The sequence below is a fragment of the Devosia aurantiaca genome, from assembly GCF_011058215.1.
GTDB lineage: Bacteria > Pseudomonadota > Alphaproteobacteria > Rhizobiales > Devosiaceae > Devosia > Devosia aurantiaca.
In genome coordinates this window covers 134,250-157,585 of the sequence record NZ_JAALFG010000004.1, presented here as the reverse complement: position 1 = coordinate 157,585, position 23,336 = coordinate 134,250, and the positions used below count along the sequence as shown (strand labels likewise).

General features: G+C 61.6%; 15 protein-coding genes and 7 pseudogenes. 8 read left to right on the top strand and 14 right to left on the bottom strand.

Annotation, left to right across the window (positions count from 1 at the left end):
- Positions 1–10: 10 nt before the first annotated feature.
- The 12 genes and pseudogenes from G5575_RS16365 to murQ form a co-directional block, all read right to left on the bottom strand.
- Positions 11–1,003: a serine hydrolase domain-containing protein gene (locus G5575_RS16365; RefSeq protein ID WP_164535258.1), complete on the bottom strand. Its 993-nt coding sequence runs from the start codon at positions 1,001–1,003 to the stop codon at positions 11–13.
- A pseudogene (locus tag G5575_RS16360) lies at positions 1,000–2,727 on the bottom strand (ABC transporter ATP-binding protein). The gene G5575_RS16365 and the pseudogene G5575_RS16360 overlap by 4 nt, the downstream one beginning before the upstream one ends.
- Positions 2,724–3,566: an ABC transporter permease gene (locus G5575_RS16355; RefSeq protein WP_164535257.1), complete on the bottom strand. Its 843-nt coding sequence runs from the start codon at positions 3,564–3,566 to the stop codon at positions 2,724–2,726. Before G5575_RS16355 ends, G5575_RS16360 begins: the two are co-directional and overlap by 4 nt.
- Entirely contained in the window at positions 3,451–4,524 is a 1,074-nt protein-coding gene (locus G5575_RS16350; RefSeq protein ID WP_164535256.1) for an ABC transporter permease, read from the bottom strand. The genes G5575_RS16355 and G5575_RS16350 overlap by 116 nt, the downstream gene beginning before the upstream one ends.
- Before the next feature lie 51 nt (positions 4,525–4,575).
- A pseudogene (locus G5575_RS16345) lies at positions 4,576–6,086 on the bottom strand (ABC transporter substrate-binding protein).
- Between the two features lie 70 nt (positions 6,087–6,156).
- A complete protein-coding gene (locus tag G5575_RS16340) occupies positions 6,157–7,065 on the bottom strand; it encodes an ABC transporter ATP-binding protein (RefSeq protein ID WP_164535255.1) in 909 nt (302 codons plus the stop codon).
- A pseudogene (locus G5575_RS16335) lies at positions 7,062–7,879 on the bottom strand (ABC transporter ATP-binding protein). Before G5575_RS16335 ends, G5575_RS16340 begins: the two are co-directional and overlap by 4 nt.
- Positions 7,876–8,754 (bottom strand): ABC transporter permease, encoded by an 879-nt coding sequence (locus G5575_RS16330; protein ID WP_164535417.1) that lies wholly within the window; start codon positions 8,752–8,754, stop codon positions 7,876–7,878. The pseudogene G5575_RS16335 and the gene G5575_RS16330 overlap by 4 nt, the downstream one beginning before the upstream one ends.
- 13 nt (positions 8,755–8,767) lie before the next feature.
- The gene (locus tag G5575_RS16325; RefSeq protein WP_164535254.1) at positions 8,768–9,745 is read right to left on the bottom strand and encodes an ABC transporter permease; all 978 of its coding nucleotides are present in this window, start codon (positions 9,743–9,745) and stop codon (positions 8,768–8,770) included.
- Between the two features lie 82 nt (positions 9,746–9,827).
- A pseudogene (locus G5575_RS22400) lies at positions 9,828–11,493 on the bottom strand (ABC transporter substrate-binding protein).
- Positions 11,486–12,513 (bottom strand): annotated as a pseudogene (locus tag G5575_RS16315) (glycoside hydrolase family 3 N-terminal domain-containing protein). The pseudogenes G5575_RS22400 and G5575_RS16315 overlap by 8 nt, the downstream one beginning before the upstream one ends.
- Before the next feature lie 41 nt (positions 12,514–12,554).
- Positions 12,555–13,491 (bottom strand): annotated as a pseudogene (gene murQ / locus G5575_RS16310) (N-acetylmuramic acid 6-phosphate etherase).
- Positions 13,492–13,684: 193 nt separating this feature from the next.
- Between murQ and G5575_RS16305 the strand changes: the two are divergent.
- From G5575_RS16305 to G5575_RS16270, 8 genes and pseudogenes are all read left to right on the top strand, one after another.
- Complete coding sequence (locus G5575_RS16305; RefSeq protein WP_164535253.1) at positions 13,685–14,536, top strand: MurR/RpiR family transcriptional regulator; 852 nt, start codon at positions 13,685–13,687, stop codon at positions 14,534–14,536.
- A 184-nt stretch (positions 14,537–14,720) separates the two neighbouring features.
- On the top strand, positions 14,721–15,782 hold the full coding sequence (locus G5575_RS16300) for an ABC transporter ATP-binding protein (RefSeq protein WP_164535252.1): 1,062 nt from the start codon (positions 14,721–14,723) through the stop codon (positions 15,780–15,782).
- A gap of 51 nt (positions 15,783–15,833) precedes the next feature.
- Entirely contained in the window at positions 15,834–17,072 is a 1,239-nt protein-coding gene (locus G5575_RS16295; protein ID WP_164535251.1) for an extracellular solute-binding protein, read from the top strand.
- Between the two features lie 85 nt (positions 17,073–17,157).
- On the top strand, positions 17,158–18,078 hold the full coding sequence (locus G5575_RS16290) for a carbohydrate ABC transporter permease (protein WP_164535250.1): 921 nt from the start codon (positions 17,158–17,160) through the stop codon (positions 18,076–18,078).
- Positions 18,075–18,938 (top strand): carbohydrate ABC transporter permease, encoded by an 864-nt coding sequence (locus tag G5575_RS16285; RefSeq protein ID WP_164535249.1) that lies wholly within the window; start codon positions 18,075–18,077, stop codon positions 18,936–18,938. Before G5575_RS16290 ends, G5575_RS16285 begins: the two co-directional genes overlap by 4 nt.
- Positions 18,935–19,600 (top strand): N-acetylmannosamine-6-phosphate 2-epimerase, encoded by a 666-nt coding sequence (locus G5575_RS16280; RefSeq protein WP_164535248.1) that lies wholly within the window; start codon positions 18,935–18,937, stop codon positions 19,598–19,600. Before G5575_RS16285 ends, G5575_RS16280 begins: the two co-directional genes overlap by 4 nt.
- A complete protein-coding gene (locus G5575_RS16275) occupies positions 19,597–20,532 on the top strand; it encodes a BadF/BadG/BcrA/BcrD ATPase family protein (protein ID WP_164535247.1) in 936 nt (311 codons plus the stop codon). Before G5575_RS16280 ends, G5575_RS16275 begins: the two co-directional genes overlap by 4 nt.
- A 154-nt stretch (positions 20,533–20,686) precedes the next feature.
- A pseudogene (locus G5575_RS16270) lies at positions 20,687–21,465 on the top strand (LLM class flavin-dependent oxidoreductase); the annotation flags it as partial.
- 17 nt (positions 21,466–21,482) lie between these two features.
- Here the strand turns inward: G5575_RS16270 and G5575_RS16265 are convergent.
- Both G5575_RS16265 and G5575_RS16260 read right to left on the bottom strand, forming a co-directional pair.
- A complete protein-coding gene (locus tag G5575_RS16265) occupies positions 21,483–22,832 on the bottom strand; it encodes an FAD/NAD(P)-binding protein (protein ID WP_164535246.1) in 1,350 nt (449 codons plus the stop codon).
- Positions 22,833–22,848: 16 nt separating this feature from the next.
- Positions 22,849–23,304 (bottom strand): RrF2 family transcriptional regulator, encoded by a 456-nt coding sequence (locus tag G5575_RS16260; protein ID WP_164535416.1) that lies wholly within the window; start codon positions 23,302–23,304, stop codon positions 22,849–22,851.
- Between the last annotated feature and the right edge of the window lie 32 nt (positions 23,305–23,336).

Here is a 23,336-nt window from a genome sequence, read left to right as displayed (position 1 = left end):
TGTCGTCTCCCTATGCGGCATTGATGGCGTCGCCCACGGCGCGGCGCAGCGGCAGGATGCCGCTGTCGAAATGGCGCGTCGGGTGCACCCGGTTGGTCAAAAGCGTCCAGGCATGGCCGCGCTCGAAATCGATCCAGAGCCCGGTGCCCGTAAAGCCAGTGTGGCCGATCGTCTGGTGCGAGTTGCGTTCGCCGCCTGACCAGCCCTCGTAGGGCCGCTCCCAGCCATGCGTGCGGCGACCCGAAAGCGGCGTGCGGATCAGCGCATCCGGACCGGCGGATGTCAGCTTGCCATGTGCAAAGTCGAGCACACTGGCAACAGTGCCGAAAAGCCCGGCATGCCCTGCCCCCTCGAGCGCCGAGCAATTGTCATCGTGCACTTCGCCCACCAGCACTCGATGGCGCCAGTAGCAATCCTCGGTTGCGGCAGCTTTTTGCGGGTCAGCGGCCCAGGCAAAGCCTCTACCCGGATCCATCTCGCGGACCCACCTCCCGTCGATGCGCTCCAGCGCCAGCCCCAGGAGAATGAAATTGATATCGGAGTAGACCGCCGGGCCAGCCGCAAATTCGTGCTGGAGCAGGAAGGTGCGCAATAGGTCGGGATCGCGGCCATAGGTATAAAGCGGAAAGACCGCAGGATAAGGCGTCTGGTGACCGAGGCACTGCCGGAAGGTGATCTTCCTCTCCCAGTTGTCGAGATTGTAGTGCCTATAGTCGGGAATGACGCTGGTCAACGGCGCGTCGAGATCGATGCGGCCGGCTTCGGCCAGTACCAGAATGCGTTCGGTGGTGAACAGTACCTTGGTCAGCGACGCCAGATCGAACCAGGTGTCCTCGGTCATCGGACGCGACTTGGGCACGGTTTGCGCCTCACCCATGGCGCGCACGGCGCGATTGCCATCGCGGTCGATGACGCCCAGGACGCCGCCGGGAATGCGGCCGCTCTCGATGGCCTTTTCCAGATGCAAGAAGGCGCGGTCGAGCTTTGTCGAAACCGATGTCATGCTGTTTCCTCGATACGAACGCGATGATCCTCGCCTGCTTCGCGCCATCGCGCTGCTGGCGGCTCAAAGCCAGGGGGCCGCACCAGCGACGGCACCTGTCATGTCGACAGTGAAATGCTGACGCCGCCGCTCGACTGCCGGCACGGCAGCGATCAAGCGCTTGGTGTAGCTGTGCTGCGGCTCCGATAGCACCAAACGCGCGTCGCCGATCTCCACTACCTGACCGGCAAACATCACGGCAATTCGATGCGCAATGCGCTCCACCACAGCCATGTCGTGCGAGATGAAAAGGTAGGCGAGGCCAAACTCTTTTTGCAGGTCGATAAGCAGATCGAGCACGCGCGCCTGCACCGAGACGTCCAGCGCCGATACGGCCTCGTCGAGTACGACGACATCCGGGTTCAGCATCAGCGCCCGGGCGATGCAAAGGCGCTGCCGCTGGCCGCCGGAGAACTGGTGCGGGTAGCGTGTCAGGGCGTCCTGCGGCAGCCCGACGCGGTCGAGCAAGAATGCCATGCGTTTGCGCAAGGCATCATCGAGCCGTTGACCGTTGGCAATGGCGGGCTCCGCGAGCAAGGCCTCGACATTGAGCCTGGGATTGAGCGATGCGAACGGGTCCTGGAAGACCATTTGCACGGGACGCTTGGAGTGTCCTGTTCCGGCGACGATCCGTCCGCGGGTGACGCTATTAAGACCCAGCAAGGCGCGCGCTGTCGTCGACTTGCCGCATCCGCTTTCACCAACGATGGCCAGCGTCTCGCCGGGCACGAGATCGAAGCTAACGCCATCTACGGCATGGATGGCACCCTTCGGCTTGAGCCAGCCCTTGCCGACAGGAAAGCGGACAACGAGGTCGTCGACCGTGACGATCGGGTCTCGCGCCGGCTTGCCTTCTTCGGCAGCCCGCACCGACTGACCGGCGGTAAAATGCGGCACGGCACGGAGGAGATGCTTGGTATAGTCGTGCTGCGGATGGTCGAGCACGCGATCGGCCACATCCTGTTCGACGGCGACACCGTTCTGCATGACCATGATGCGGTCGGCAATGCCCGCCACGAGGCCGATATCGTGCGTGATGAAGATCATCGCCATGCGGTCTCGGCGCGCAACTTGGCTAGCAGCGCCATGATCTGTGCCTGCACGGTCACGTCAAGGGCGGTCGTCGGTTCGTCGGCGATCAGAAGGCGCGGGCTTGCGGCAAGCGCCATGGCGATCATGATGCGCTGGCGCATGCCGCCCGAAAGCTGATGCGGATAATAGCCGAGGCGCGACTGGGCATCGGGAATGCGCACCCGCTGCAACACGTCCAGAGTTGCCGCGCGCGCCTGGCTGCCGGTCAATCCCTTGGACAGGCGAAAGGCTTCCTCGATCTGGGCGCCAACTGTGTGCACCGGATTGAGCGAAGTCATCGGCTCCTGGAAGATCATGCCGACGTCATGGCCGCGCACGCTCCGCAGAACGCGCTCCTCGGCAGGGCCGACATCGAGAACGGATCCGTCGCTGCGCGTCAGGGCGATGCTGCCGCCGGTGATGCGACCGCCACCGAAATCGACCAGGCGGTTGATCGACAAGGCGGTGACCGACTTGCCCGAACCGGACTCCCCGACAATGGCGACGGTTTCACCGGCGTCTAGGTCGAAGCTTACGCCTTTCACCACTTCATTGGCCTTCGGGTCGCGCCCGAAGCCGACCCGAAGGTCTTTGACGGAAAGCAGTCTGGTCATGCTTCCCTCCTCTGGGTGCGTGGATCGAGAATGTCGCGCAAGGCGTCACCCGTGAGATTGAAGCCTAGGATCCCGAGCATGATGGTCAAAGCCGGAAAGATCATCAGCCATGGTGCGTGCTGCATGAGGTTGCGGCTTTCGGCCAGCATCAGCCCCAGGGAGGGCGTCGGTGGCTGCGTGCCAAGGCCGAGGAAAGAAAGGCCCGCTTCGGTGAGCAGCGCCCAGGCGAGCGCCAGGGTCACCTGAACCGCCAGCGGGGCCACGAGATTGAGCAGCAGATGGCGGCTCAGGATGAATCCCTGCGAACTGCCGAAGGTGCGCGCGGCATCGACGAAGTCGCGCTGTTTCAGCGACAGCGCCGGTCCACGCACGACGCGGGCAAAGATCGGCGTATAAACGATGGCGATCGCTGCAACGCTGGTCATGGTGCCCGGCCCGACAATGGCGATGATCAACAGCGCCAGAAGGATTGCCGGGAAGGCCAGCAACACATCCATGATGCGCATGAAGATGCCATCCCAGATGCCACCCCACCAGGCCGAGAGCAGACCGATGATGGTGCCGGCAAGGGTCGCGATGCCGACGGCAGCGAAGGCAATGATCATTGACTGGCGTATGCCGATGATCAACCGGCTGAAAGCGTCGCGGCCGAGGAGATCGGTGCCGAACCAGTAGGTGCCGTTCGGCCCCTTGAGGCGATCGATGGCAAAGAGCTTGAGCGGATCATGTGGCGTCAAGCCGAGCGACCCCAGAATGGCCGCGAGGAGATAAAGCCCGATGATCGCGACACCGATGCGGCCGGAGGGATGACGGACTAATGCGGAAGCCATTTTGCCCATTATCGCCCCCGATCCGGATGCGCGGGTCGAGCGCCACATAGGCGAGGTCGACAAGGAGGTTCACGACAAGGAAGTTGAAGGCAATGAACAGGATCGTTCCCTGCACCAGTGCATAGTCGCGCTGGGTGATGGCATCGAGCACCAGTCGGCCGAGCCCCGGCAAGGCAAAGATCTGCTCGACGATCACCGCGCCACCCAGCAGATAGCCGAACTCGACGCCGGACAGCGTCACAACAGGGATCAGCGCGTTGGGCAAAGCATGGCGCCAGATCACGCTTCCGGGCGATGCGCCTTTAGAACGCGCGGTGCGGACATAGTCGTCGCTCAGCACATCGAGCATGGCGGAGCGGGTAATGCGCGTCACCGATGCGGCGAAGGCAAAGCCTAATGTAATGGCCGGAAATATCAGCTGGCCGAAGCTGGCCAGCGGGTCGGCGAAAAACGGCGTGAATGTGCCCATGGCCGGCACGAAGCCGAAAAACACCGACAGCACGTAGATGGTCAGGATGCCGATAACAAAGCTCGGGGTCGACTGCCCGAGCATGGCGAGCACGCGCACCAAAAGATCGCTCGGGCGCTCGTTGCGCGACGCAGCGAGAACGCCCAGCGGGATACCGACCGAAAGCGAGATCGCCATCGACATCAGCGACAATTGCAGCGTCAGCGGGAAGCGCTCGAGCACAACGGTGAGCACGGGCTTGCCGTAGATCGAGGAGATGCCGAGGTCGCCGCTGAACAGACCACCAAGCCAGCGCAGATATTGCGACCAGATCGGCTGATCGATGCCGAAGTAAGCCGCCAAGGTTTCGCGTTGCGCCGGAGTCAGCAGGCCTGCCTCGGTGCCGAGCATGGCCGTGATTGCGTCGCCCGGTATCAGGCGGATCGACACGAAGACCAGGATCGACACGCCGAGCAGGATCAGCGGAAAGGTCAGCAGGCGCTGGACCACATAGTTCATAAAAACAATCCAGGAGGTGGGTCGGCCGTGAGGCCGACCCGGGAGAAGACGTTACTGCAGGCTGACCTTGGTCAGGCCGAACAGCGTACCGGTCGGCGAAGACTCAAAGCCGGTTACCGCATTGGTCTGGGCGGTATAGCTGTAGCCGGTCGAGAGCCAGAGCCAAGGCGCCTGCTCGGCAAGACGGCTTTCAAAGGCCTGGAAGATCTCGACGCGCTTGGCCGGGTCGGTTTCCGCCTGGCCCTGCTTCATCAGGCTATCGAGCTCGTCATCGGTGAAGTTCGAGACGTTGATGAGATTGCCGTCCTTGGTGAAGTAGCGGTTGTACATCGGATAAGGATCGGGACGACCGCCGTTCTGGGCTACCGCCATGTCGAAATCGCCAGCCAGCCAGCGATCGACATAAACGTTGAGCTCCATCATCTCGATCTCGAGCGTGATACCGATTTCGGCCAGCTGCGCCTGCAGCACCTGCGCTTCGGAAGCCGCGACCGGCGGCTCGCCGGTTGCACCGATGACGGTTGCGGTAAAGCCATCGACACCGGACTCTTCCATCAGTTGCCGGGCCATATCGAGGTCCTGCTGGTAGCAGAACAGATTTGCCGGATCCTGCGCGAAAGCAGGCATGGTCAACGGGCCGGTGACCGTGCCTTCGCCGGCGAGGGCTGCGTCGATGATCGCCTGGCGATCGATGGCGCAGCTCATGGCCTGGCGGACCTTGAGATTGTCCATCGGCGGACGCGAGGGATTAAGCTGCAGCACGTTATAGGCCAGCACGCCGACGCGATTGAGCGTCAGATTGGCTTCCATCGGCACGAGCGTTGCGATCAGCGGATCGTTGAGCAGGGCAAAGTCGGTCTGGCCAGCTCGCAGCGATGCGAGGATCGCGGTCTCGTCGGGCAGAACGGAAATGGTGATGCCGTCGATCGCAAGATCGCCGCCTGCCCAATTCTCATTGGCCGAGAGGACTTCGCGGGAGTTGGGTTCCCAGCTGTCTAGCACGAAAGGACCGGAGCCGAGCGTCTCGGTGCCGACAGTGCCAGCCTCAATGGTGGACGCCGGGACAATGGCGCATTGATGGTCGCCATGGCGACGAGGATCGGCACGTCGGCGGTCGAGAGGTTGAAGACGACGGTTGTGTCGTCGGGCGTGTCGATGCTTGCGATGGAGAGGAAGTTGGAGCGCGCGGCAGCGGCTGTCGCCTCATCGAGCAGGCGCTCGAAGGATGCCTTGACGTCGGCCGAAGTCACCTGCTCGCCATTCGAGAATTTGGCATTGGGATCAAGCGTGAAGGTCAGCGTCTTGGCGTCCTCGGCGAACTCCCAGCTCGAGGCGATCGCCGGAACGACATTGAGCTCGGCGTCGAGGCGCACCAGCGGCTCGTAGATCAGTTCGAGCAGGCGCAGCGAGGAAAATGCGGTCTGCGTGTGCGGATCAAGCCCCGTCGCGTCCTGCGACCATGCCATCCGCAGGTCTGCAGCCTGTGCCGGCATGGCAACACCGGCAGATGTCAGCGCCGTGGCCAGCGCCAAGCCCGTCAAAAGTTTTCTGGAAAAGTTCATGTTGGAAGCCCACACCCTTGTTATGTTTGAACCAGGTCCCTCGACCTGTTCTTGTTTCCATCGGCCTATTCTAGGACGCTGGGACTGGACGATAGAAGTGGTTGTCGCCTGCGGTAGCGATGGCTGCTTGCGGGCGTGATGAAAGCGTGCGGATTTCCTCGATCCGCCCAAGCTCGTCGGCGAAACGGACATCGTCGAAGCGGCGGTCGGGATCGGGCACAGCGGAGAGCAACAGGCGCGTATAGGGGTGCTGGGGATCATCGAGCACCCGATCTACCGCGCCCCATTCGACGATCTGGCCGGCATACATGACCATTATGTCGTCGGCGACATAGCGCGCCGTGGCAATGTCATGCGTGATGTAGAGCAAGGCGAGTTTAAGCTCGGCCTTCATGTCGTTGAGAAGATTGAGGATCCCCTGTCGCACCGAAACGTCGAGCATCGATGTGGGCTCGTCGGCAACGATGACCTGGGGGTTCACTGCAAGCGCCCGGGCAATTGAAATGCGCTGGCGCTGGCCGCCTGAAAGCTCGTGCGGAAACTTCGGCATGATCAGTTTTGCATTAAGCTTCACCCGCTCCAGCAACTCGACCACAGCGGCCTGCCGCTGGGCCGCGCCAAGCCCTTTCTGATGGAGCTTCAGCGGTCGTTCGAGATGATAGCGGATCGTGTGCGTCGGATTTAGGGACGCAAACGGATCCTGGAACACCATCTGAACCGAAGAGCGATAGGCCTTAAGCGCCTTTGCATCACCTTTGCCGAGCGGCTCGCCACGGAACAGGACACGACCTTCATCTGGGGTGTATTCGCGCATGATGAGGCGGGCAGCCGTGGTCTTGCCCGATCCTGACTCCCCCACAAGTGCAAGCGTGCGACCGGGTTGGAGCGCAAAGCTGACATTGCGTACAGCATAGATCGGCTTGTCGGCGCGGCCGAAGATTTTCGAAACACTGTCGAGGGCGAGGATGGCGTCGCTCATGGCCTTGCCTCCAGACGCGTCTGTTCGCCATGAAGCTTGGGCATCGAGGCCCAAAGGCGCTTGGTGTAGGGATGCTGCGGCTGGCGATAGATGGTCTGCGCGTCGTTGACCTCGACCAGTTCGCCTTCGAGCATGATGCCGATGCGGTCGCTGACCTGCACCATCAGTCCCAGATCGTGGGTGATGAACAGGACCGAGAAACCCAGCCTTTTGCGCAGCACGTCGATGCGCTGCAGGATTTCGCGCTGCACCACGACGTCGAGCGCCGTCGTGGGCTCGTCCATGATCAGGAGCTTAGGATCGAGCGCCAGGCAGATGGCAATGACGATGCGCTGGCGCATGCCGCCCGAACACTGATGCGGGTAGCTGTCGAGCCGCTCAGGCGCGATGTCGACAAGCTTCAGCAGTTCGGTTGCCCGGGTGCGGGCTTGCGCGCGGCTGATCGGGCCATGAGCGCGCAACACGTCGTAGAATTGCGTTTCGATGGTCAGGACGGGGTTGAGCGAGTTCATCGCGCTCTGGAACACCATCGCCACTTCTCGCCAGCGGAATTTGCGCAGGTCTTCGTCGCTGAGCTCCAGGACATCGCGACCAGAAACGAGAATTTCGCTGCCTTTGCGGATCAGCGCTGGTGGCCGATGGAGACGACTGACGGCAAAAGCGATGGTTGACTTGCCGCACCCCGACTCCCGGCAAGGCCGAAGAATTCGCCTGGCGCGATGTCGAAGCTGACATTCTTGACGGCGTGAAAGTTGGTTTCGGTACCGACATAGTCGATGTTGAGATTGCGGACGGAAAGAACGGGCGTGGTCATAGCTTGCCCTCGCCGATGCGGACCATGCGGGTCCAGCGGTTGAGCATGCCGCCGGTCCGCAATCGTGGGTTGGCGATCTCGTCGATGGCGAAGTTGAGGAGCGCGAGGCCAAGCCCGAGGAAAGCCAGAGCAAAGCATGGGGACAGCAAGTCCCACCATGCGCCGACGGAAAGCGCTGCAGAGTTCTGCGCGTTATAGAGCATGATGCCCCAGGACACGGTGTTGGGGTCGCCCAGACCCAGGAACTCGAGCGTTGCTTCGGTGATGACGGCGAAAATCACCGAACCGATGAAGTTGATGCCGACAATGGAAATGAGGTTCGGAAAGATCTCGAACAGCATGATGCGCCAACTCGGCTCTCCCAGCATCTCCGCCGATTTGACGAAGTCGCGCTGGCGGATCGAGAGCGTCTCCGACCGCGTCACGCGAACGCCCCACGCCCAGGAGGTGAAGCCGAGGATGATGGCGATCACCAGCGGGCTGGCCTGGCCGATAAAGGCGGCAAGAACCAGCAGCAGCGGCAGGTTTGGGATGACGAGAACCATGTTGGTGAAGAAGTTGATGATCTCGTCGACCACCCCGCCCTTGTAGCCGGCGATGATGCCGAGAACGGTGCCGATCACGGTAATCAGGAGCCCTGCCCCGAAGCCGACAGCGAGCGACACACGAGCGCCGTGCACGAGACGAGCAAATACGTCGTGACCAAGCCTTGTGGTGCCCAGCCAGTGATCCCAGCTTGGCGCCTGATGCGGCCGGCCGACGCGGCGGGTTGGGCTATACTCGGTCAGGAGCGGCGCAAAGATAGCGACGAGCACGATGATGGTGAGGATAATGAGGCCAACCAGGGCCTTCTTGTTGTGCAGCAGCTGGCTCAAGAGCTTCATCGCGTCAGGCTTTCTTGAGACGCGGATCGAGCAGCACGTAGCTGAGATCGACCACAAAATTGGAAATGAGCATGGCGGCGGTCATGATCAGAAGCTGGCCCTGGATCACCGGGTAATCGCGCGCGATGATCGCCTGGTAGAGCGTGTTGCCGAGGCCAGGATAGTTGAACACCACTTCGGTCACGAGCGACCCGCCGAGGATAGTGCCGATGGCGATGGCAAGGCTCGAAACGGTGGGCAGGAGCGCGTTGCGCGCCGCGTACCAGAGCATGACATTGTTGTCGGACAAGCCCTTGGCCCGAGCCATGACGATGTAGTCTTCGCCTAGGAGGTTGATCATGTTGTTGCGCATAGTCACCGCAAAGCCGCCGGTGAGCACGAAGACCAGGGTCAGCATCGGCAGCGTGCCATGGTAGAGCACGCTTGAAATGTACTGCCAGTTCCAGGCCGGATCGAGCAGCGGGTTGGCGGCATAGCCATTCGGGAACCAGCGCAGCGTGTAGCCGAAAACGAAGAGCATGATCAGCGAGACGACCACGGCTGGTACGGAGCTCGAAAAGATGGCCCCGAGCGAAATGACGGAATCGACCAGCCTGCCGCGACGCCATGCGGCAAAGACGCCGAGGAAGCTTCCCAGGGTGAAGCTGATCACTGTGGCGATGCCCATAAGACCTAGCGTCCAGATCAGCGCGCGCCCCAGAAGTTCAGTGACAGGCAGTGGGAAGTACTTGATGGAACGGCCAAGATCACCGGTGAAGACGCTTTGCAGATAGGCCAGATATTGCTCGTGCAGAGGCGCATCGATGAAGCCGAAGGTCAGCTTGAGCGCATTGAGGTTCTCGAGCGACAGGTCGGCGCCGGCACTGGAGAACATGATGGCGATCGGATCGCCCGGCAGCATGCGCGGAAGAAAGAAATTGATGGTCGCGGCGACAAGAAATGCCGCGAGATAGAAGGCCAGTCGCCGCAACAGGAAGGTCATGATGCTTGGGTGTCCTTCGCGAAAGGCTCGGTTTTGTCACCCCGGCCGTGAGCCGGGATGACAGGTCTGGTAAAGCGCAGCGTTACTGGGCAACCGGTTCAAGATCGAGCAGCTGCAGCAGGCGCGCCGGGTTGGTAACCGAAACAGCCGGTGCGTATTTCGGATCTTCGGCGCTGGCCCAGCCAGTCCACCGCGTGGTGTTGTACTGGAAGAAGGATGGGCTGTTGTAGAGCGGGATGATCGGCAGCGCCTCTGCGACGAAAAGCTGAATTTGATCCATGATCGCCTTCTGCTCGGCCGGATCCTTAATCGTGGTGTATTGCTTGAGCAGTTCGACCACCTCGGCATTTTCCCAATGCGGAGCGGTGAAACGGCTCTTGCCGAAATCGGCCGGATTGAACGAGCGGATATAGGGCAGATAGGGGTTTGCCGCCGCAGCCAAAGAATTGAGGGTCAGCTCGAAATTGCCGGCGATGAGGTCCGACGTCCAGACAGCTGCTTCCGGGGTCGACAGCGAAACATTGATGCCGGCTTCCTGAAGCGTTTCCATGGCGATCTGCACGGCATCGATCCAGTCGGTCCAGCCATTGGGAACCTTGAAATCGAGCTCGATTGGCGTGCCATCTGGATTGTCGCGGAAGCCATCGCCATCGGCGTCGACGTAACCGGCCTCATCGAGCAGGGCTATGCCTGCTTCGAGATCGAATACGCCATATTGGCCGAACTGCTCCGCGACCGCGGGGTTGGCGAAGGACGCATAAAGCTCGCCCAGGCCGGACGGATCCTCGTTGAGCAACGGATAGCCATAACCGGCGATGTCGACGATCGCCTGGCGATCAACCAGCATGCTAGCGCGGGCGGAAGTTGACGTCGTTGAAGGCCTTGCGCGCATTTTCGTCCGGCGAAATCTGCGACATCTGCATCGAGACGAGGCTTGATGGGGTAAACCAGTATTTGTGGTGCTCGGGGTCCTGCGCCACGAAGGTATTGTCGATGTCGGGGATAAAGCTCGTGCCCCAATCGAGGCTGCCTTCTGCCAAGGCGGCGAGCACCTGCGGATTGTCGGCCAGCTGCGGCATGCGCAGGCAGTCGACGGAGAGATTTTCAGCATCCCAGTAATGCGGGTTGCGGCACTGCTCGTAGACCTGCGGCGTGAAGCGGGTGATCTCGGTCATCGGACCCGAACCGACCGGGTTCTCGTTGGCGAAGGTCACCGGATCGGTCACTTCGGACCAGATGTGCTCGGGCACGATCGGCATGCCGACGATGGTGTTGGCGATTAGCGAATTGGCTTCGTTGAGATTGAAGCGCACGGTGCGCTCATCGACCTTTTCCACCGAGGCGATCTGCGGCGTGATGGAGATGAAGTCGAGCGCCGGGAACTGCTTGATGTAATCATAGGTGAAGAGGACGTCGTCAGCCGTAAAGTTCTCGCCATCAGACCACTTCAGCCCTTCTCGCAGCGTAAAGGTAATCGACATCAGGTCGTCGGCCAGCTCGTAGCTCTCGGCAAGGCGATAGTTCGGCTCATTGCCCTGCAGCCGGTTGAACACCACGAGCGGTTCATAAAGGAAGTCCTGGGTCGTATAGCGCGCCGAAGTCTGGCTGAACGGATTGAAATTGCGCACAAAAGTCGTCACCTGCTCCGACGCAAGGGTCAATACATTGCCGGTGTCCTGGGCATGGGCGGGCGCCGCAAGGGCAAGCGCAGCCAGCGAAGTCGCCGCGAGAAAAGTAAGCCTACGCATTGGGTTTCTCTCCTTGATATCCGGCGCCGCCAGGGGCGAAGCCATTCTCCTCGAAAATCTGCTCCACTTCGGCGTGAAGCGTTTTGACATCGACGCGCCGGTCGCCCAGCCGTCGCTGTGCGCGAGCAACGCGTTCAAGCGTCGCGTCGGACACGGGGCCGGCGGCCCTTGCGGCGGCGAAGCTGGCATCGAGATCGCCTTGGCTATGGAGCGCGATATCGTATCCTGCGTCCAGCGCTGCCCGAACGCGAGTGGGCCAGGGGGCGGAGAGGGCGTCCATGGTCAGGCAGTCGGTGATCAGCACGCCGTCGTAGTCCAGGACGGTTCGAATGAACGCGCAGACGCGCGGTGATATCGAGGCTGGCAGGTCGGGATCGATCTGCGTGAAGATCAGATGCGCGACCATGGCCCAGGGGCTGTCCTTGAGCCGGATGAAGGGCAGGAAATCGGTGTCCATCATCTCGTCGGTAGTGGCGCGCACGACGGGCAGATCATGGTGCGGATCGACGTCCACTCGACCATAGCCTGGGATGTGCTTGATTATCGGCATAGAGCCGACTTCCAGCAGAGCGTCGACGGCCACACGGCCAAGTTCGGCGACCAGTTGGGGGTCCGAGCCGAACGAACGCGAAGAAATGATGTCGTGCGTGCCGGCGCGCGCCAGATCGACGACTGGCGTCGTGCCACTACCGATGCCGAGTTCGCTCATCATCGAGCCCATGGCGAGGGTGGACTGGCGCAGCGCGTGCTTGGCGAGGTCACGGTCTTTTTGGCCAAGGCGCCGAAGTGACCGATCGGGCGAAACAGCGGCCAGTTGCCATTGTCGAGCCGCTGCACGCGGCCGCCTTCCTGATCGATATAGACGGGTGCATCCGCGCGCCCAACCGCATCCTTGAACTGGCCGACCAAGCGCCGGATCTGCTCAGGATTGTCGAGATTGCGCTTGAAGAGAAAAAGCCCGAACGGGTTGGCTTCACGGAAGAAGGCCACTTCCGATGTGGACAGTTCCAGCCCAGGCATGCCGACGAAGAGCGCGAGAGGGGTGTCGCCATCCTTGTGCCTCAGCTTGCGACGCGCGGCTGGTGCTGCGCGGCCGCGCGGCGCAAGAACCCGTCCGCATTGTTGAGCGCAGTCTGGCCGTCAGCTGCAGTCATGCCTGTCAGCGCCATAAGGATGGCGAGCTTGACGTTGTTGTTTGCGGCCTTGAGAAATTGCTCGGCAGAATCGGCAGAGCACCCGGTGGCATCGACAAGGATGCGGTGCGCACGGGCGACAAGCTTCTCATTGCTCACCGACAGGTCGACCATCAGGTTTTCGTAGGACTTGCCGATGCGGATCATGCTGGCCGTGGTCAGCATATTGAGCACAAGCTTTTGCGCCGTGCCCGACTTGAGCCGGGTCGAACCGGTCAGCGCCTCGGGACCGACGACAGGCGAAATCGCAATATCGGCCATGCGGGCGATAGCCGAATCCGGATTGCATGAAAGCGCTGCGGTGACCGCTCCGACTTTCTTGGCATAGTCGAGCCCACCGATGACATATGGGGTGCGGCCACTAACGGCGATGCCGACAACGACGTCTTTGTCGGTAAGACCGATCTCTTTCAAGGTCGCGCCAGCCCTCATCACGCGAGTCCTCGGCGCCTTCGATCGGGTGACGCAAGGCACGATCGCCGCCAGCGATGAGGCCGACAACCATGCCTTCCGGCACGCCGAAAGTGGGTGGGCACTCCGAAGCATCGAGCACGCCGAGCCGCCCGCTGGTGCCGGCACCCATATAGATCAACCGCCCGCCAGCCCGGAAGGCCTCGACAATCTTGTCCACGGTCGCTGCTACCTGCGGAAGAACCTTGTTCACGGCCTCCGAGACCCGCGTATCTTCACGATTCATCGCCGCGACGATTTCAGCAGACGACATAAGGTCGATCTGCATGGTCTTGGGATTGCGGGCTTCGGAAACGAGCTGTTCGAGCTCAGCCATGAGGTTGGTTTTTGTCATCGTGCCTATGCTCAAATTCCATAGTCGATGCTAGAAGCGATTATTCCGACTGTCAACGAAGTGCGGAATATTGTATTCCTATGTTGAATTAGCACCTGGGCTAGCGGGTGTTAAACCCATGTGGTGCCAGTTGCATTTTGGGCTGTGTCGGCTTTAGACCTCGCCGGTCGGCGCGGATTGGGTGGAAGTTGCCATGTCGGTTCTCAAAGTCCTGAGCGCTCAACTCGACAGCATGACCCAGGCTGATCGGCAGATCGCGCAATTCATCATCGATCATCCCGAAAAGATGCTGACGCTCTCGTCGGCGGCCCTGGCGGAAGTGACAGGGCGCAGTCAGTCGAGCGTCGTCAAGTTCAGCCAGAAGCTTGGCTATGGCGGGTATCAGCAGCTCAAGCTTGCGGTAAACAAGGCCAAGGCAATGGAGTGGCATACGCCTGGTGGCGTGATCCATGGCACCATCGATGCGGCGGATAGCTATGTCACTATCCTGCAAAAGTTGATCGGCTCGAAGCTGCTGTCGATGAGGGAGACACTGGCGGCCAATAACGAGCAAACCATTGATCTGGCACTGGAGGCGCTAGTCGGCGCTCGCAAAATTCAGCTTGCGGGTGTCGGCGCATCCTCCCTGGTAGCCAAGGACTTTTCCTACAAGCTGTTGAAACTGGGGCGGGTCGCGCTGATCGACACCGACAGCCATATCCAGATTTCCAATGCCTCGGCGCTCAACGATGCCGATGTGCTGCTGGCGCTCTCCTATTCGGGCCGAAGCGTCGAGACGCTGCGGATTGCCGAGATTGCAAAGCAACGGGGTGCGACGGTGATATCGATGACCGGTCTACAGCCCAATCCGCTTCTCGATCTGGCAGATATTCACCTGTTTACGGTTGCTGACGAAGAGCGGGTGCGATCGTCGGCCATTACCTCGCGCGACGCCCAGCTCATGCTGATGGACATGCTGTTTATCCTGATGGTGCGGCAACAGGCGGATGCGCATGACTTCATCCACAATTCCGAAACCGCCGTTACCGTTCTCAAGGTCCGCTGACGGGCGGGGTCCTAGACCCGTTCGATGAATGGATGCTGCCTGGGCGATGTGTCAGAAACCTGCGATCTGCATCGTGATCGGATATTCTTGACACAATGAAAAATTGGAATTTAGTATTCCATCATGGCATTTGCATGAATGCCTTCAGGACCTGCGTGGGGCGGGTCTGGTGGAGGAACTTTTCGTGGCCCAACTTTCGCTTCGCGGTATCAAGAAGCGGTTTCGCGACACCGAGGTTCTTCACGGCATTGATCTTGAGATCGGCGACCGCGAGTTCGTGGTCTTTGTGGGTCCTTCGGGTTGCGGCAAGTCTACTCTACTGCGCCTGATTGCCGGACTTGATCCGATCAGCGATGGCGAGTTCGTCCTTAATGGCCACCGCATGAACGATGTCGCCCCATCGCGGCGTGGCATTGCGATGGTGTTCCAGTCCTATGCGCTTTATCCGCATATGGACGTCTACGAGAACATGGCCTTTGGCGCCCGCCTCATGGGACTCGACAAGGCAGAGGTGGAGCGGCGCATCGCCGAAGCGGCGCAAATGCTTCGGCTCGAAGCCCTGTTGAAGCGCAAGCCGCGCGAGCTTTCCGGCGGCCAGCGCCAACGCGTTGCCATCGGCCGCGCGCTGGTGCGCAAGCCCGACGTGTTTCTGCTGGATGAGCCGCTTTCCAACCTCGACGCAGCCTTGCGCTCCGAGGTGCGGCTCGAAATCGCCAAGCTCCACCGCGAGATCGGCGGCACCATGATCTATGTGACGCATGACCAGGTCGAAGCCATGACCCTGGCCGACAAGATCGTCGTCATGAACAATGGCAGGATCGAGCAGGTCGGCTCGCCGCGAGAACTCTACGAGACACCGGCCAACACGTTCGTCGCGACCTTTATCGGCTCGCCGCGCATGACGCTGGTCGACGTCACGCACGAGGGTGACCGCTTGGCGATGGCGAACGGAGGATCGGTTGCCGCAGGTACCCTGCCCGGCCCTGGCGCACTAAAGCTCGGCTTGCGGCCCGACGGTGTGCAGCTCCACCGCAGCGCCAGCGAGGGCTTTGCCGGTCGCGTCGAATATACCGAGTATCTGGGCGATAACGCCTACGTCTATGTTCGCCTTGCCAATGGCACGCTGCTCTCGGCCCGCACCACGCCCAACGACCTCTATACGCCAGACGAGGCTGTGACCGTTTCGGTCACGCCCGGCGCAGCGCACTACTTTTCCGCCGAGGATGGACGGCGGCTCGACCCCTGACCGGGGTTGCAAGGGACCATTTCGAGACGTTTTCAAGGGAAGGGAATCCAGATGAAAACCATACTTCGCACCGGGGCTATCTTGAGCGCCGTGCTTGTCGCTGCCCCAGCCTTCGCCCAGGACCTGACGTTCTGGAGCTGGCGCCAGGAAGACCGCGCTGCCTACGAGCAGTTCATCGACACGTTCGAAGCGGCCAATCCCGGCATCACCGTCACCTTCGAAACCTTTGAAGCAACCAACTACAACACCATCCTCTCGACCGCGCTGGCCGGCGGCACCGGTCCGGACGTGATGATGGTGCGCGCCTATGGCGGGCTCGAGAACGTTGCGGTGGCCGGCTATCTCGAAGAGCTGACGACTGAGAGCGTCCCTGCCCTGGCCGAATTTGCCGCTCCCGCAATCGCTGCTGAAAGCGTTCGCGCCGATAGCAAGATCTACGCGGTCCCGTTCGCAAGCCAGACCCAGCTCGTGATCTACAACGCCACGATCTTCGCCGATAACGGCATCGAGGAGCCGCAGACTTGGGACGAGTTGATGGCGGCAAGCCAAAAGCTTAAGGACGCCGGCATCATCCCCTTCGCCAACGGCACCGCCACCGCCTGGCAGAACGAGACCGTAACCTTCGGCCTCGGGTCTTCGCTGATGGGCAAGGAATTCTATGACGAACTGATGGCCGGCACTGCCGACTTCACCGATGCGCGCTTCACCTCGGCCCTGACATCGGTCAACGAACTGGCCCAGGAATACTTCCCCGATGGCTTTATCGGCCTCGACTACCCATCGGCCCAGCAGCTATTCTCTTCGGGTATGGCCGCGATGTTTGTCGGCGGTTCCTATGAGCTCGCGACCTTCAAAGCGCAAAATCCCGATATCGAACTGGGTGTCTTTGCAGCGCCAGGCGAAACCGCGGAAGACGCAAAGCTTGTCGGCCTATACTTCGACGGCGGCTATGCGGTGAATGCGGCGACGCCCAACAAGGAAGCGGCGATCACCTTCGTCAACTACCTGGCGAGCCAGGAATTCGGCCAGGCCTTTGCCAACACGCTCAACAACATCTCGACCATTCCGAACGTCACCTTCGACAACCCCTTGTTGGCCGAGGTCAACGAGCTCAACCAGTCCTCGATTCCTTATCTGATGCTCGCCCACTTCCGCTATGGCGAACCCTCGGGCTCGGTCCTGATCCAGGCTGAAATGCAAAAGCTGTTCTCGGGTGAAACCACGCCCGAAGCGATCGGCGAAGCGCTGACCACCGGCCTTGCCGCTTGGTACGAGCCCTTCCAGAACTAGGCGGCCACTCCCTCCGCCTTGCGGGGTGGAGCATCGGGTCCTCCGGCTCGCAGCTCCACCCCACCCTCACCTCAGCGAGCCCTCGATGCCCCAATTTCGGATGACCGGCCGCGGCCTTTGGATCACGGTTCTGATCGTGCCGCCGCTGTGCTTTGTGGCGCTGTTCATCGTTTATCCGATCATCTCGGCTTTCGCTTACGCCTTCTTCGACTGGCAGGGATTGCGTCGCCTCGACTTCGTCGGCCTCGAAAACTTTCATACGGTCTTGTTTGTCGAGCCCTATCGCAGCTGGACGCTCAATGCCTTCAAGAACAACATCATCGTCTTCTTCGCGCTGATGGTCCTGCAGAACGGCTTGGGTTTTATCCTGGCCTATGCGCTCTGGCGCGAACTGCCCGGTGCCCGGTTCCACCGTATCGCGGTGTTCCTGCCCGTGGTGCTCTCGACCATCATTGTCGCTTACCTGTTCAAGCTCTTTTATCACCCGCTTTTTGGTGTCGTTAATATCAGCCTCAAGAGCATTGGCCTTGGCGAGTGGGCGCAGCCCTGGCTCGGACAATCGGGCACCGCGCTCTGGAGCATCATCGCGGCGCAAGCCTGGCATATGGTGGGCTTTCCGACCCTCGTCTTTCTTGCCGGTATGCAGCGCATTCCCGGCGAAATCCTCGACGCCGTGCGCATGGAAACGGAAAGCGAATGGGTCAAGATCACCAAGATCGTCTGGCCGCTGGTCGCCCCCAGCGCCACCATCGTCTTCACGCTGCTGTTCGTGGGCGCGTTCAACTGGTTCGAGCTGCCCTATATCATGGGCGGGCTCGACGGCTCGCCCTTCGGCTCCACGGATGTGCTGGGCCTTTATTTCTACCGCACAGCCTTCGGCAATGTCTCAGCCGGCCAGCAGGATTTCGGCCTTGGGTCGGCTCTCGCGGTCCTGATCTTCATCTTCATCGCCGCGATTGCTGCCGTCATCACCACGCGCCTGCGCGCCCGGGAAATCCAGCTATGAGCGTGGCCACCACCAATTATTATGATCGCCGGGGCATTCTCGGCACGCTGGGCCGCGATGGCTTGCTGCAGATCATCCTCATCGCCAACACCATCCTGATGCTGGCGCCGATCGTCATCATGGTGTTTTCGGCATTCAAGACCACGCCGCAAATCTTCCAGTCGCCCTTCGGCATTCCGGACTTCAGCCAGGTCCAGAACTTCATCAAAATCTGGTCCGAAACCAACTTCCTGCGTTACCTGCTTAATTCGTTCCTGGTCACCGGCGCCTCGATGGTTCTGATCCTGACGCTGGGCACCATGGCCGCCTATGCCATCGGCCGCTATGCCTTTACCGGCGCCAGTTTCATCCTGATGTTCTTTTTGGCCGGCCTGACGCTGCCGCTCAAGCTCGCCATCATCCCGCTCTTCATGCTGATGCGGGACCTTTCGATCCTCAACAATCAGCTCAGCCTCATCTTCGTTTATACCGCCATGGGCCTGCCCTCGACGGTCTTCATCATGACCGGCTTCATCCGCACCCTGCCCAACGAGCTCGAGGATGCCGCCCGCATGGATGGCGCTTCGGAAGCCCGCATCATGTGGTCGATCATGCTGCCGCTGGTGCGGCCCGCCATGGTCATTGCCGGCATCCAGAATGTCGTGCCGATCTGGAACGACTTCTTTTTCCCGCTGGTCTTTATCCAGAACGACAGTTTGAAGACCCTGCCCCAGGGCCTCACCACCTTCATGGGCGAATACACGACCGACTGGGGCGTGCTGTTCTCGGGCCTGACGCTTTCGGCTGCGCCGATCATCATCATCTATATCGTGCTGTCGCGGCAGTTCATTGCCGGCATGACCTCGGGCGCCATCAAGTGACGTTGCCCAGAGGACTCATCGTGTCCTGCCAGGCGCGGGCGGACAATCCGCTGCATGGCCCGCAGTTCATGGGCGCCATGGCGCTGGCCGCGCGCGACGGCGGCGCGGTGGCCATCCGCGCCAATGGGCCGGCGGATGTCGCTGCGGTTGCCGAGGCGGGGCTAAAGGTGATCGGCATAAACAAGGTCTTTTCGGACCGCTATCCAGTCTACATTACGCCCGATTTTGTCTCGGCCGCGGCCATTGTCGAGGCCGGCGCGGCCATCGTCGCGCTCGACTGCACGGAACGTGCGCGCGACGGCGAGCATCCGAGCGTGTTGATCCGCCGCATCAAGGATGAAATAGGCGCCGAGGTTTTTGCCGATATCTCGACATTTGAAGAAGGTATCAAGGCCGCCGGCTGGGGCGCCGACTATGTCGCCACCACGCTTTCGGGCTATACCGAAGCCACCTTGCCCAAGCCGGACGAGCCTGATCTGCGATTGCTGGAAACCTTAGCTGGACGGCTCGCGGTGCCGGTTGTGGCCGAAGGCCGCTTCAACACGCCTGATCTGGTGCGCCAGGCTTTCACAGCCGGCGCGCATGCGGTGGTCGTGGGCACCATGATCACCAATCCGCGGGAGATCACGCGAAGCTTTGTCCAGCAGGGCGTGCCCAAATGAAAGAGGTGCATCTTGGCTTCGACGTCGGCGGCACGGCCAGTCGCTGGGTCGCCTGCGACCCGAATGGACAGGTGGTGGCGCGTGGCAGCGTCGATGGCGCGACGGCGCATGTGTTCAATCCAGCCGAACGGCAGCGGCTGGGCACGGCTCTGGCGCAAGTCGCAGCGGCGCTCGCGGCGAATGACCTTGTGGCGGTCGGGATGGTGGGCGGATTGACGGGCTTTGGTAGCGCCGCCGCGACGGAAATCGGCGCACTTGCCAAGGAAGTGCTGGGGCTGGCGCCGGCGCAGCTGCTGCTCACCGACGATATCGTTCTTGCCTTTGCAGCGCAGTTTCAGCCGGGCGAAGGCCATCTGGTTTCGGCCGGCACCGGCTCCATCGGCGTTCATATCGCGTCGGACGGGACCATGACCCGGGTGGGTGGCCGCGGCATCCTCATCGACGATGCGGGATCCGGCAGCTGGATCGCACTTCGCGCCCTCGACGCGATCTACCGCGTGCTGGACCGCACCGGCTCGTTCGCCGAGGTGCACCAGCTGGCAGAGGCGCTGTTGGCCCTGATCGGCGGCAACGAATGGCACCATGTTCGCCAATATGTTTATGGCGGCGACCGCGGACGGATCGGCGCCCTGGCGGTCGGCGTCGCGCAAGCGGCCGCGGCGGGCGACGCCACCGCCCTCGAAATTCTTCGCAACGCCGGTGTGGAACTGGCCCGACTGGCTCGGGCGCTCGAGACGCGTGCCGGTGAACGACAGGTGGCCTTTATCGGCGGCGTGCTGAAGCTCCATCCAACCATCGGCGCGGAGATCGCAAAGGAGCTTTCCAGCATCGCCATATCGTACCCCACCAGCGATACCGCACTCGCCGCAGCGCGTTTGCAGGCCGGTAAAGATGGGCAGCGCTGGCGCGCAATCCTGTCGCAGTTTGGTTGAGACCGATGACATCTTGATCCGGCGAGGCTGAATCCGCTGACGGAAACCCCGGAAATGGCTTGCCACCGGCGACTTCTGACCGAACGAAAGATCATCAATCCGTCCGGTTTTGGAAGTGCATAACTCAACTCATGCATGCTAATGCCGACAGCTGGACCCGGCCCGCGAGGGCGAGGTGCCGGCCGACAAATTCTGGGACGCCGCTAGTGCTCGTGCCATCGATCACAATGGCGATTATTTCGCGATCAAGGGGCCACTAAACGTGCCTCGCGGACCGCAGGGACATCCGGTGATCGCGCAAACCGGAGCTTCGGAGGGCGGGATCGACCTTGCGGCTCGTCACGGCGAGATCATCTACTGCAACATCCTCTCACGCGAAGCGGGCCAGGCTTTCGGCAAGAAGGTCAAGGATCGCGCGGTATCCTTTGGGCGTGACCCGTCCACGATCCGGATCGTGCCGGGCCTCGTGGCCATCTTGGGCAAGACGCGCGAAGAGGCGCTGCGCAAGCATGAATTGTTCAGTGGCGCCGGCTCTGAAGACGCCCTGCTGGCCCGCTTCGCCAAGGATCACGGGATCGACCTCGCAAGCTTTGACCCGGACGCGGTGCTCGATGGCGCCGACTTCGTGCCGGACCAGAACCGCCAGATGGCGGTTGGCATGGCCTCTCGGAATTGTTGACCCACGAAAAACTCACTGCGCGGCAAGCGGTGCGTCGCTCCGAAGGCTTTCATCGCCTGCTGCTCGGCACGCCCGAAGAGGTTGCGGACGCGATGATCGATTACTGGGCCGATGGCACGGTGGATGGCTATACGCTGCAGCCCCCTCGTGCGCCCGACGATATCCAAGAGTCCGTCGAAAAGGTCGTGCCGATCCTTCAAGACCGCGGCGTTTATCCGCGCCAGAATGAAGGCAAGACGATCCGCGATCGCTAGCGCCTGCCCTACCCCGCCTAAGCGTGCGACAGGATCCGGGCCGCCAGCGTTGCCGCCTGGACCCGGATGTCGGGGATAGCCTCGATCTCGAAGAAGCGTCCGCGGGTCAGCGGGCCGATCACCAGCAGCTTTTCGGTCACCTTGCCGGCATGGTCGATGACCGCGCAGTGCTCGTTGACGTCGAGCCCGATCCTGAGGGCATCGGCGCGTGCTCTTCCATGGGCGACGAGATCGCGGATGACCGGGTTTGAGCTCGACAGCACGTCGACGCTGACACCGCCGCAATCGTAGACCCGCGCCACACCGAGCTTCTCCCGCGTGCTCGAACCACGGCGACGGATTTCGGCCCGCACCTGCCCTTCGGCACGCTCGACGCCCACGAATTCGGCGGCAACCAGCTTGACCTGTCCACTTGCCACGGCCGCCACCAGGCGCTCGTGCAATTCCGGCGGCAGGCGGTGACGATGAATATTCCACCATGGCCTGAGATGACGCAGGAACTGTCGCTTGGTGTGGCCGGACCAGCTCTGCCAGATCCGCTGGTTGTAGGGCCGCAGTCCGTCCACCACGCTGCGCCAATCGCCGCCGCGCTTTTTCGTTTCGTCGACGAGATCGCGAAACCAGCGCATGAAATATGGCAGGCTGGTTCCGAAGGGAACATCGGCGGAATCGATGCTCAGGGGAGGCACATCGCGATGTCCCTTGGGAAGCAGTCCGTTGCGCGACACGACGGTGATCGGTCCGCGATGGTTGGCATCGGCCAGCGACAACCAGGCGTCGACCATGCTGAGGCCGGACCCCAGGATCATCACTTCGGCGTCGGCGGGAAGCGGCGTGTCTCTCTCCGACCCGACGCGCACGGCAATGCCGCGGCTGCGGGCCGGCTGCGTTTCGTGGCCGACAGCGAGGACCGCGCTATGGCTGACGACGCTTGTGCCATTGGCCAGAAGTGTCTCGATACCGTTCTTGCTTTCGCGCACGGCCATGACCTCTTCTGACATGACCAGCAGGCGTCCCGGGTTCGACTTTCCGGCTTCCCGCAGCACATGTTCGAGGTAGGCGCCATAGAGCCGGCGCGGCACGAAGACCCAGGACCCGTGCGACGATGGATAACCGCGCTGCTGCAGCCAGCGCCAGAAATGCTCGGGGTCATCGGCAAAGGCGCTCATGCCGCGGGCAGGCACGTTAACCTTGTGGTCGCGTTGGCTGGCCGAATAGGCAAGGCCCTGGCCGAATTCGCCGCGGCGCTCGATAAGCGTCACGCGAATGTCGGTATCGCGGTTGCGAAGGAGATGGGCGGCGAGCAGTACGCCACTCGCTCCACCGCCGATGATGGTGACGGAAAGCCGGCCGCTGGAGGTGCTCATTCGCACCTCCCCTCGATCAGGCGGTCATGGTCTCGGCGATCAGCACTTCGGGACCACCCATGTCGCACATCTGCGTCAGGCTGGTATTGTCCAGCACATCGGCAATGGCGTTGCGCACGTCCAGCATTAGTCGACGGATTTGGCATGTGGCCTCATCACAGTCGCCGCAGGGCTGATAGCGTGTCTTGCTGGCGCAAGGGATCGGCGCAAGCGGCCCGTCGAGCACGCGGTCCACGTGCCCGATCTTGATCTCGTCTGCAGGCCGGGCAAGGCTGTAGCCGCCCGCCTTGCCCTTCCGGCTATAGACGAAACCGGCATTGCGCAGTTCTGAGAGGATAGCGTCGAGGAACTTCTTGGGGATATTGTTGCGCCGGGCGATGTCACCCACAAAGGCAAGCTGGCCGGGCGGGACTTCCGCAAGTGCCGAAAGTGCCTTGAGGCCGTATTTGCTTTTTTCGTGAGCATGACGCAGGAAGCTTTCCAGCAGCGAAGCCTGACGAAACA

What these genes read in the sequence shown, in the direction of transcription:
- G5575_RS16265 (WP_164535246.1), bottom strand. Translation starts at nt 22,832, where the DNA reads ATGAGCACCTCCAGCGGCCGGCTTTCCGTCACCATCATCGGCGGTGGA.
- G5575_RS16285 (WP_164535249.1), top strand. Translation starts at nt 18,075, where the DNA reads ATGAGCGTGGCCACCACCAATTATTATGATCGCCGGGGCATTCTCGGC.
- G5575_RS16365 (WP_164535258.1), bottom strand. Translation starts at nt 1,003, where the DNA reads ATGACATCGGTTTCGACAAAGCTCGACCGCGCCTTCTTGCATCTGGAA.
- G5575_RS16305 (WP_164535253.1), top strand. Translation starts at nt 13,685, where the DNA reads ATGTCGGTTCTCAAAGTCCTGAGCGCTCAACTCGACAGCATGACCCAG.
- G5575_RS16290 (WP_164535250.1), top strand. Translation starts at nt 17,158, where the DNA reads ATGCCCCAATTTCGGATGACCGGCCGCGGCCTTTGGATCACGGTTCTG.
- G5575_RS16355 (WP_164535257.1), bottom strand. Translation starts at nt 3,566, where the DNA reads ATGGGCAAAATGGCTTCCGCATTAGTCCGTCATCCCTCCGGCCGCATC.
- G5575_RS16325 (WP_164535254.1), bottom strand. Translation starts at nt 9,745, where the DNA reads ATGACCTTCCTGTTGCGGCGACTGGCCTTCTATCTCGCGGCATTTCTT.
- G5575_RS16350 (WP_164535256.1), bottom strand. Translation starts at nt 4,524, where the DNA reads ATGAACTATGTGGTCCAGCGCCTGCTGACCTTTCCGCTGATCCTGCTC.
- G5575_RS16340 (WP_164535255.1), bottom strand. Translation starts at nt 7,065, where the DNA reads ATGAGCGACGCCATCCTCGCCCTCGACAGTGTTTCGAAAATCTTCGGC.
- G5575_RS16275 (WP_164535247.1), top strand. Translation starts at nt 19,597, where the DNA reads ATGAAAGAGGTGCATCTTGGCTTCGACGTCGGCGGCACGGCCAGTCGC.
- G5575_RS16295 (WP_164535251.1), top strand. Translation starts at nt 15,834, where the DNA reads ATGAAAACCATACTTCGCACCGGGGCTATCTTGAGCGCCGTGCTTGTC.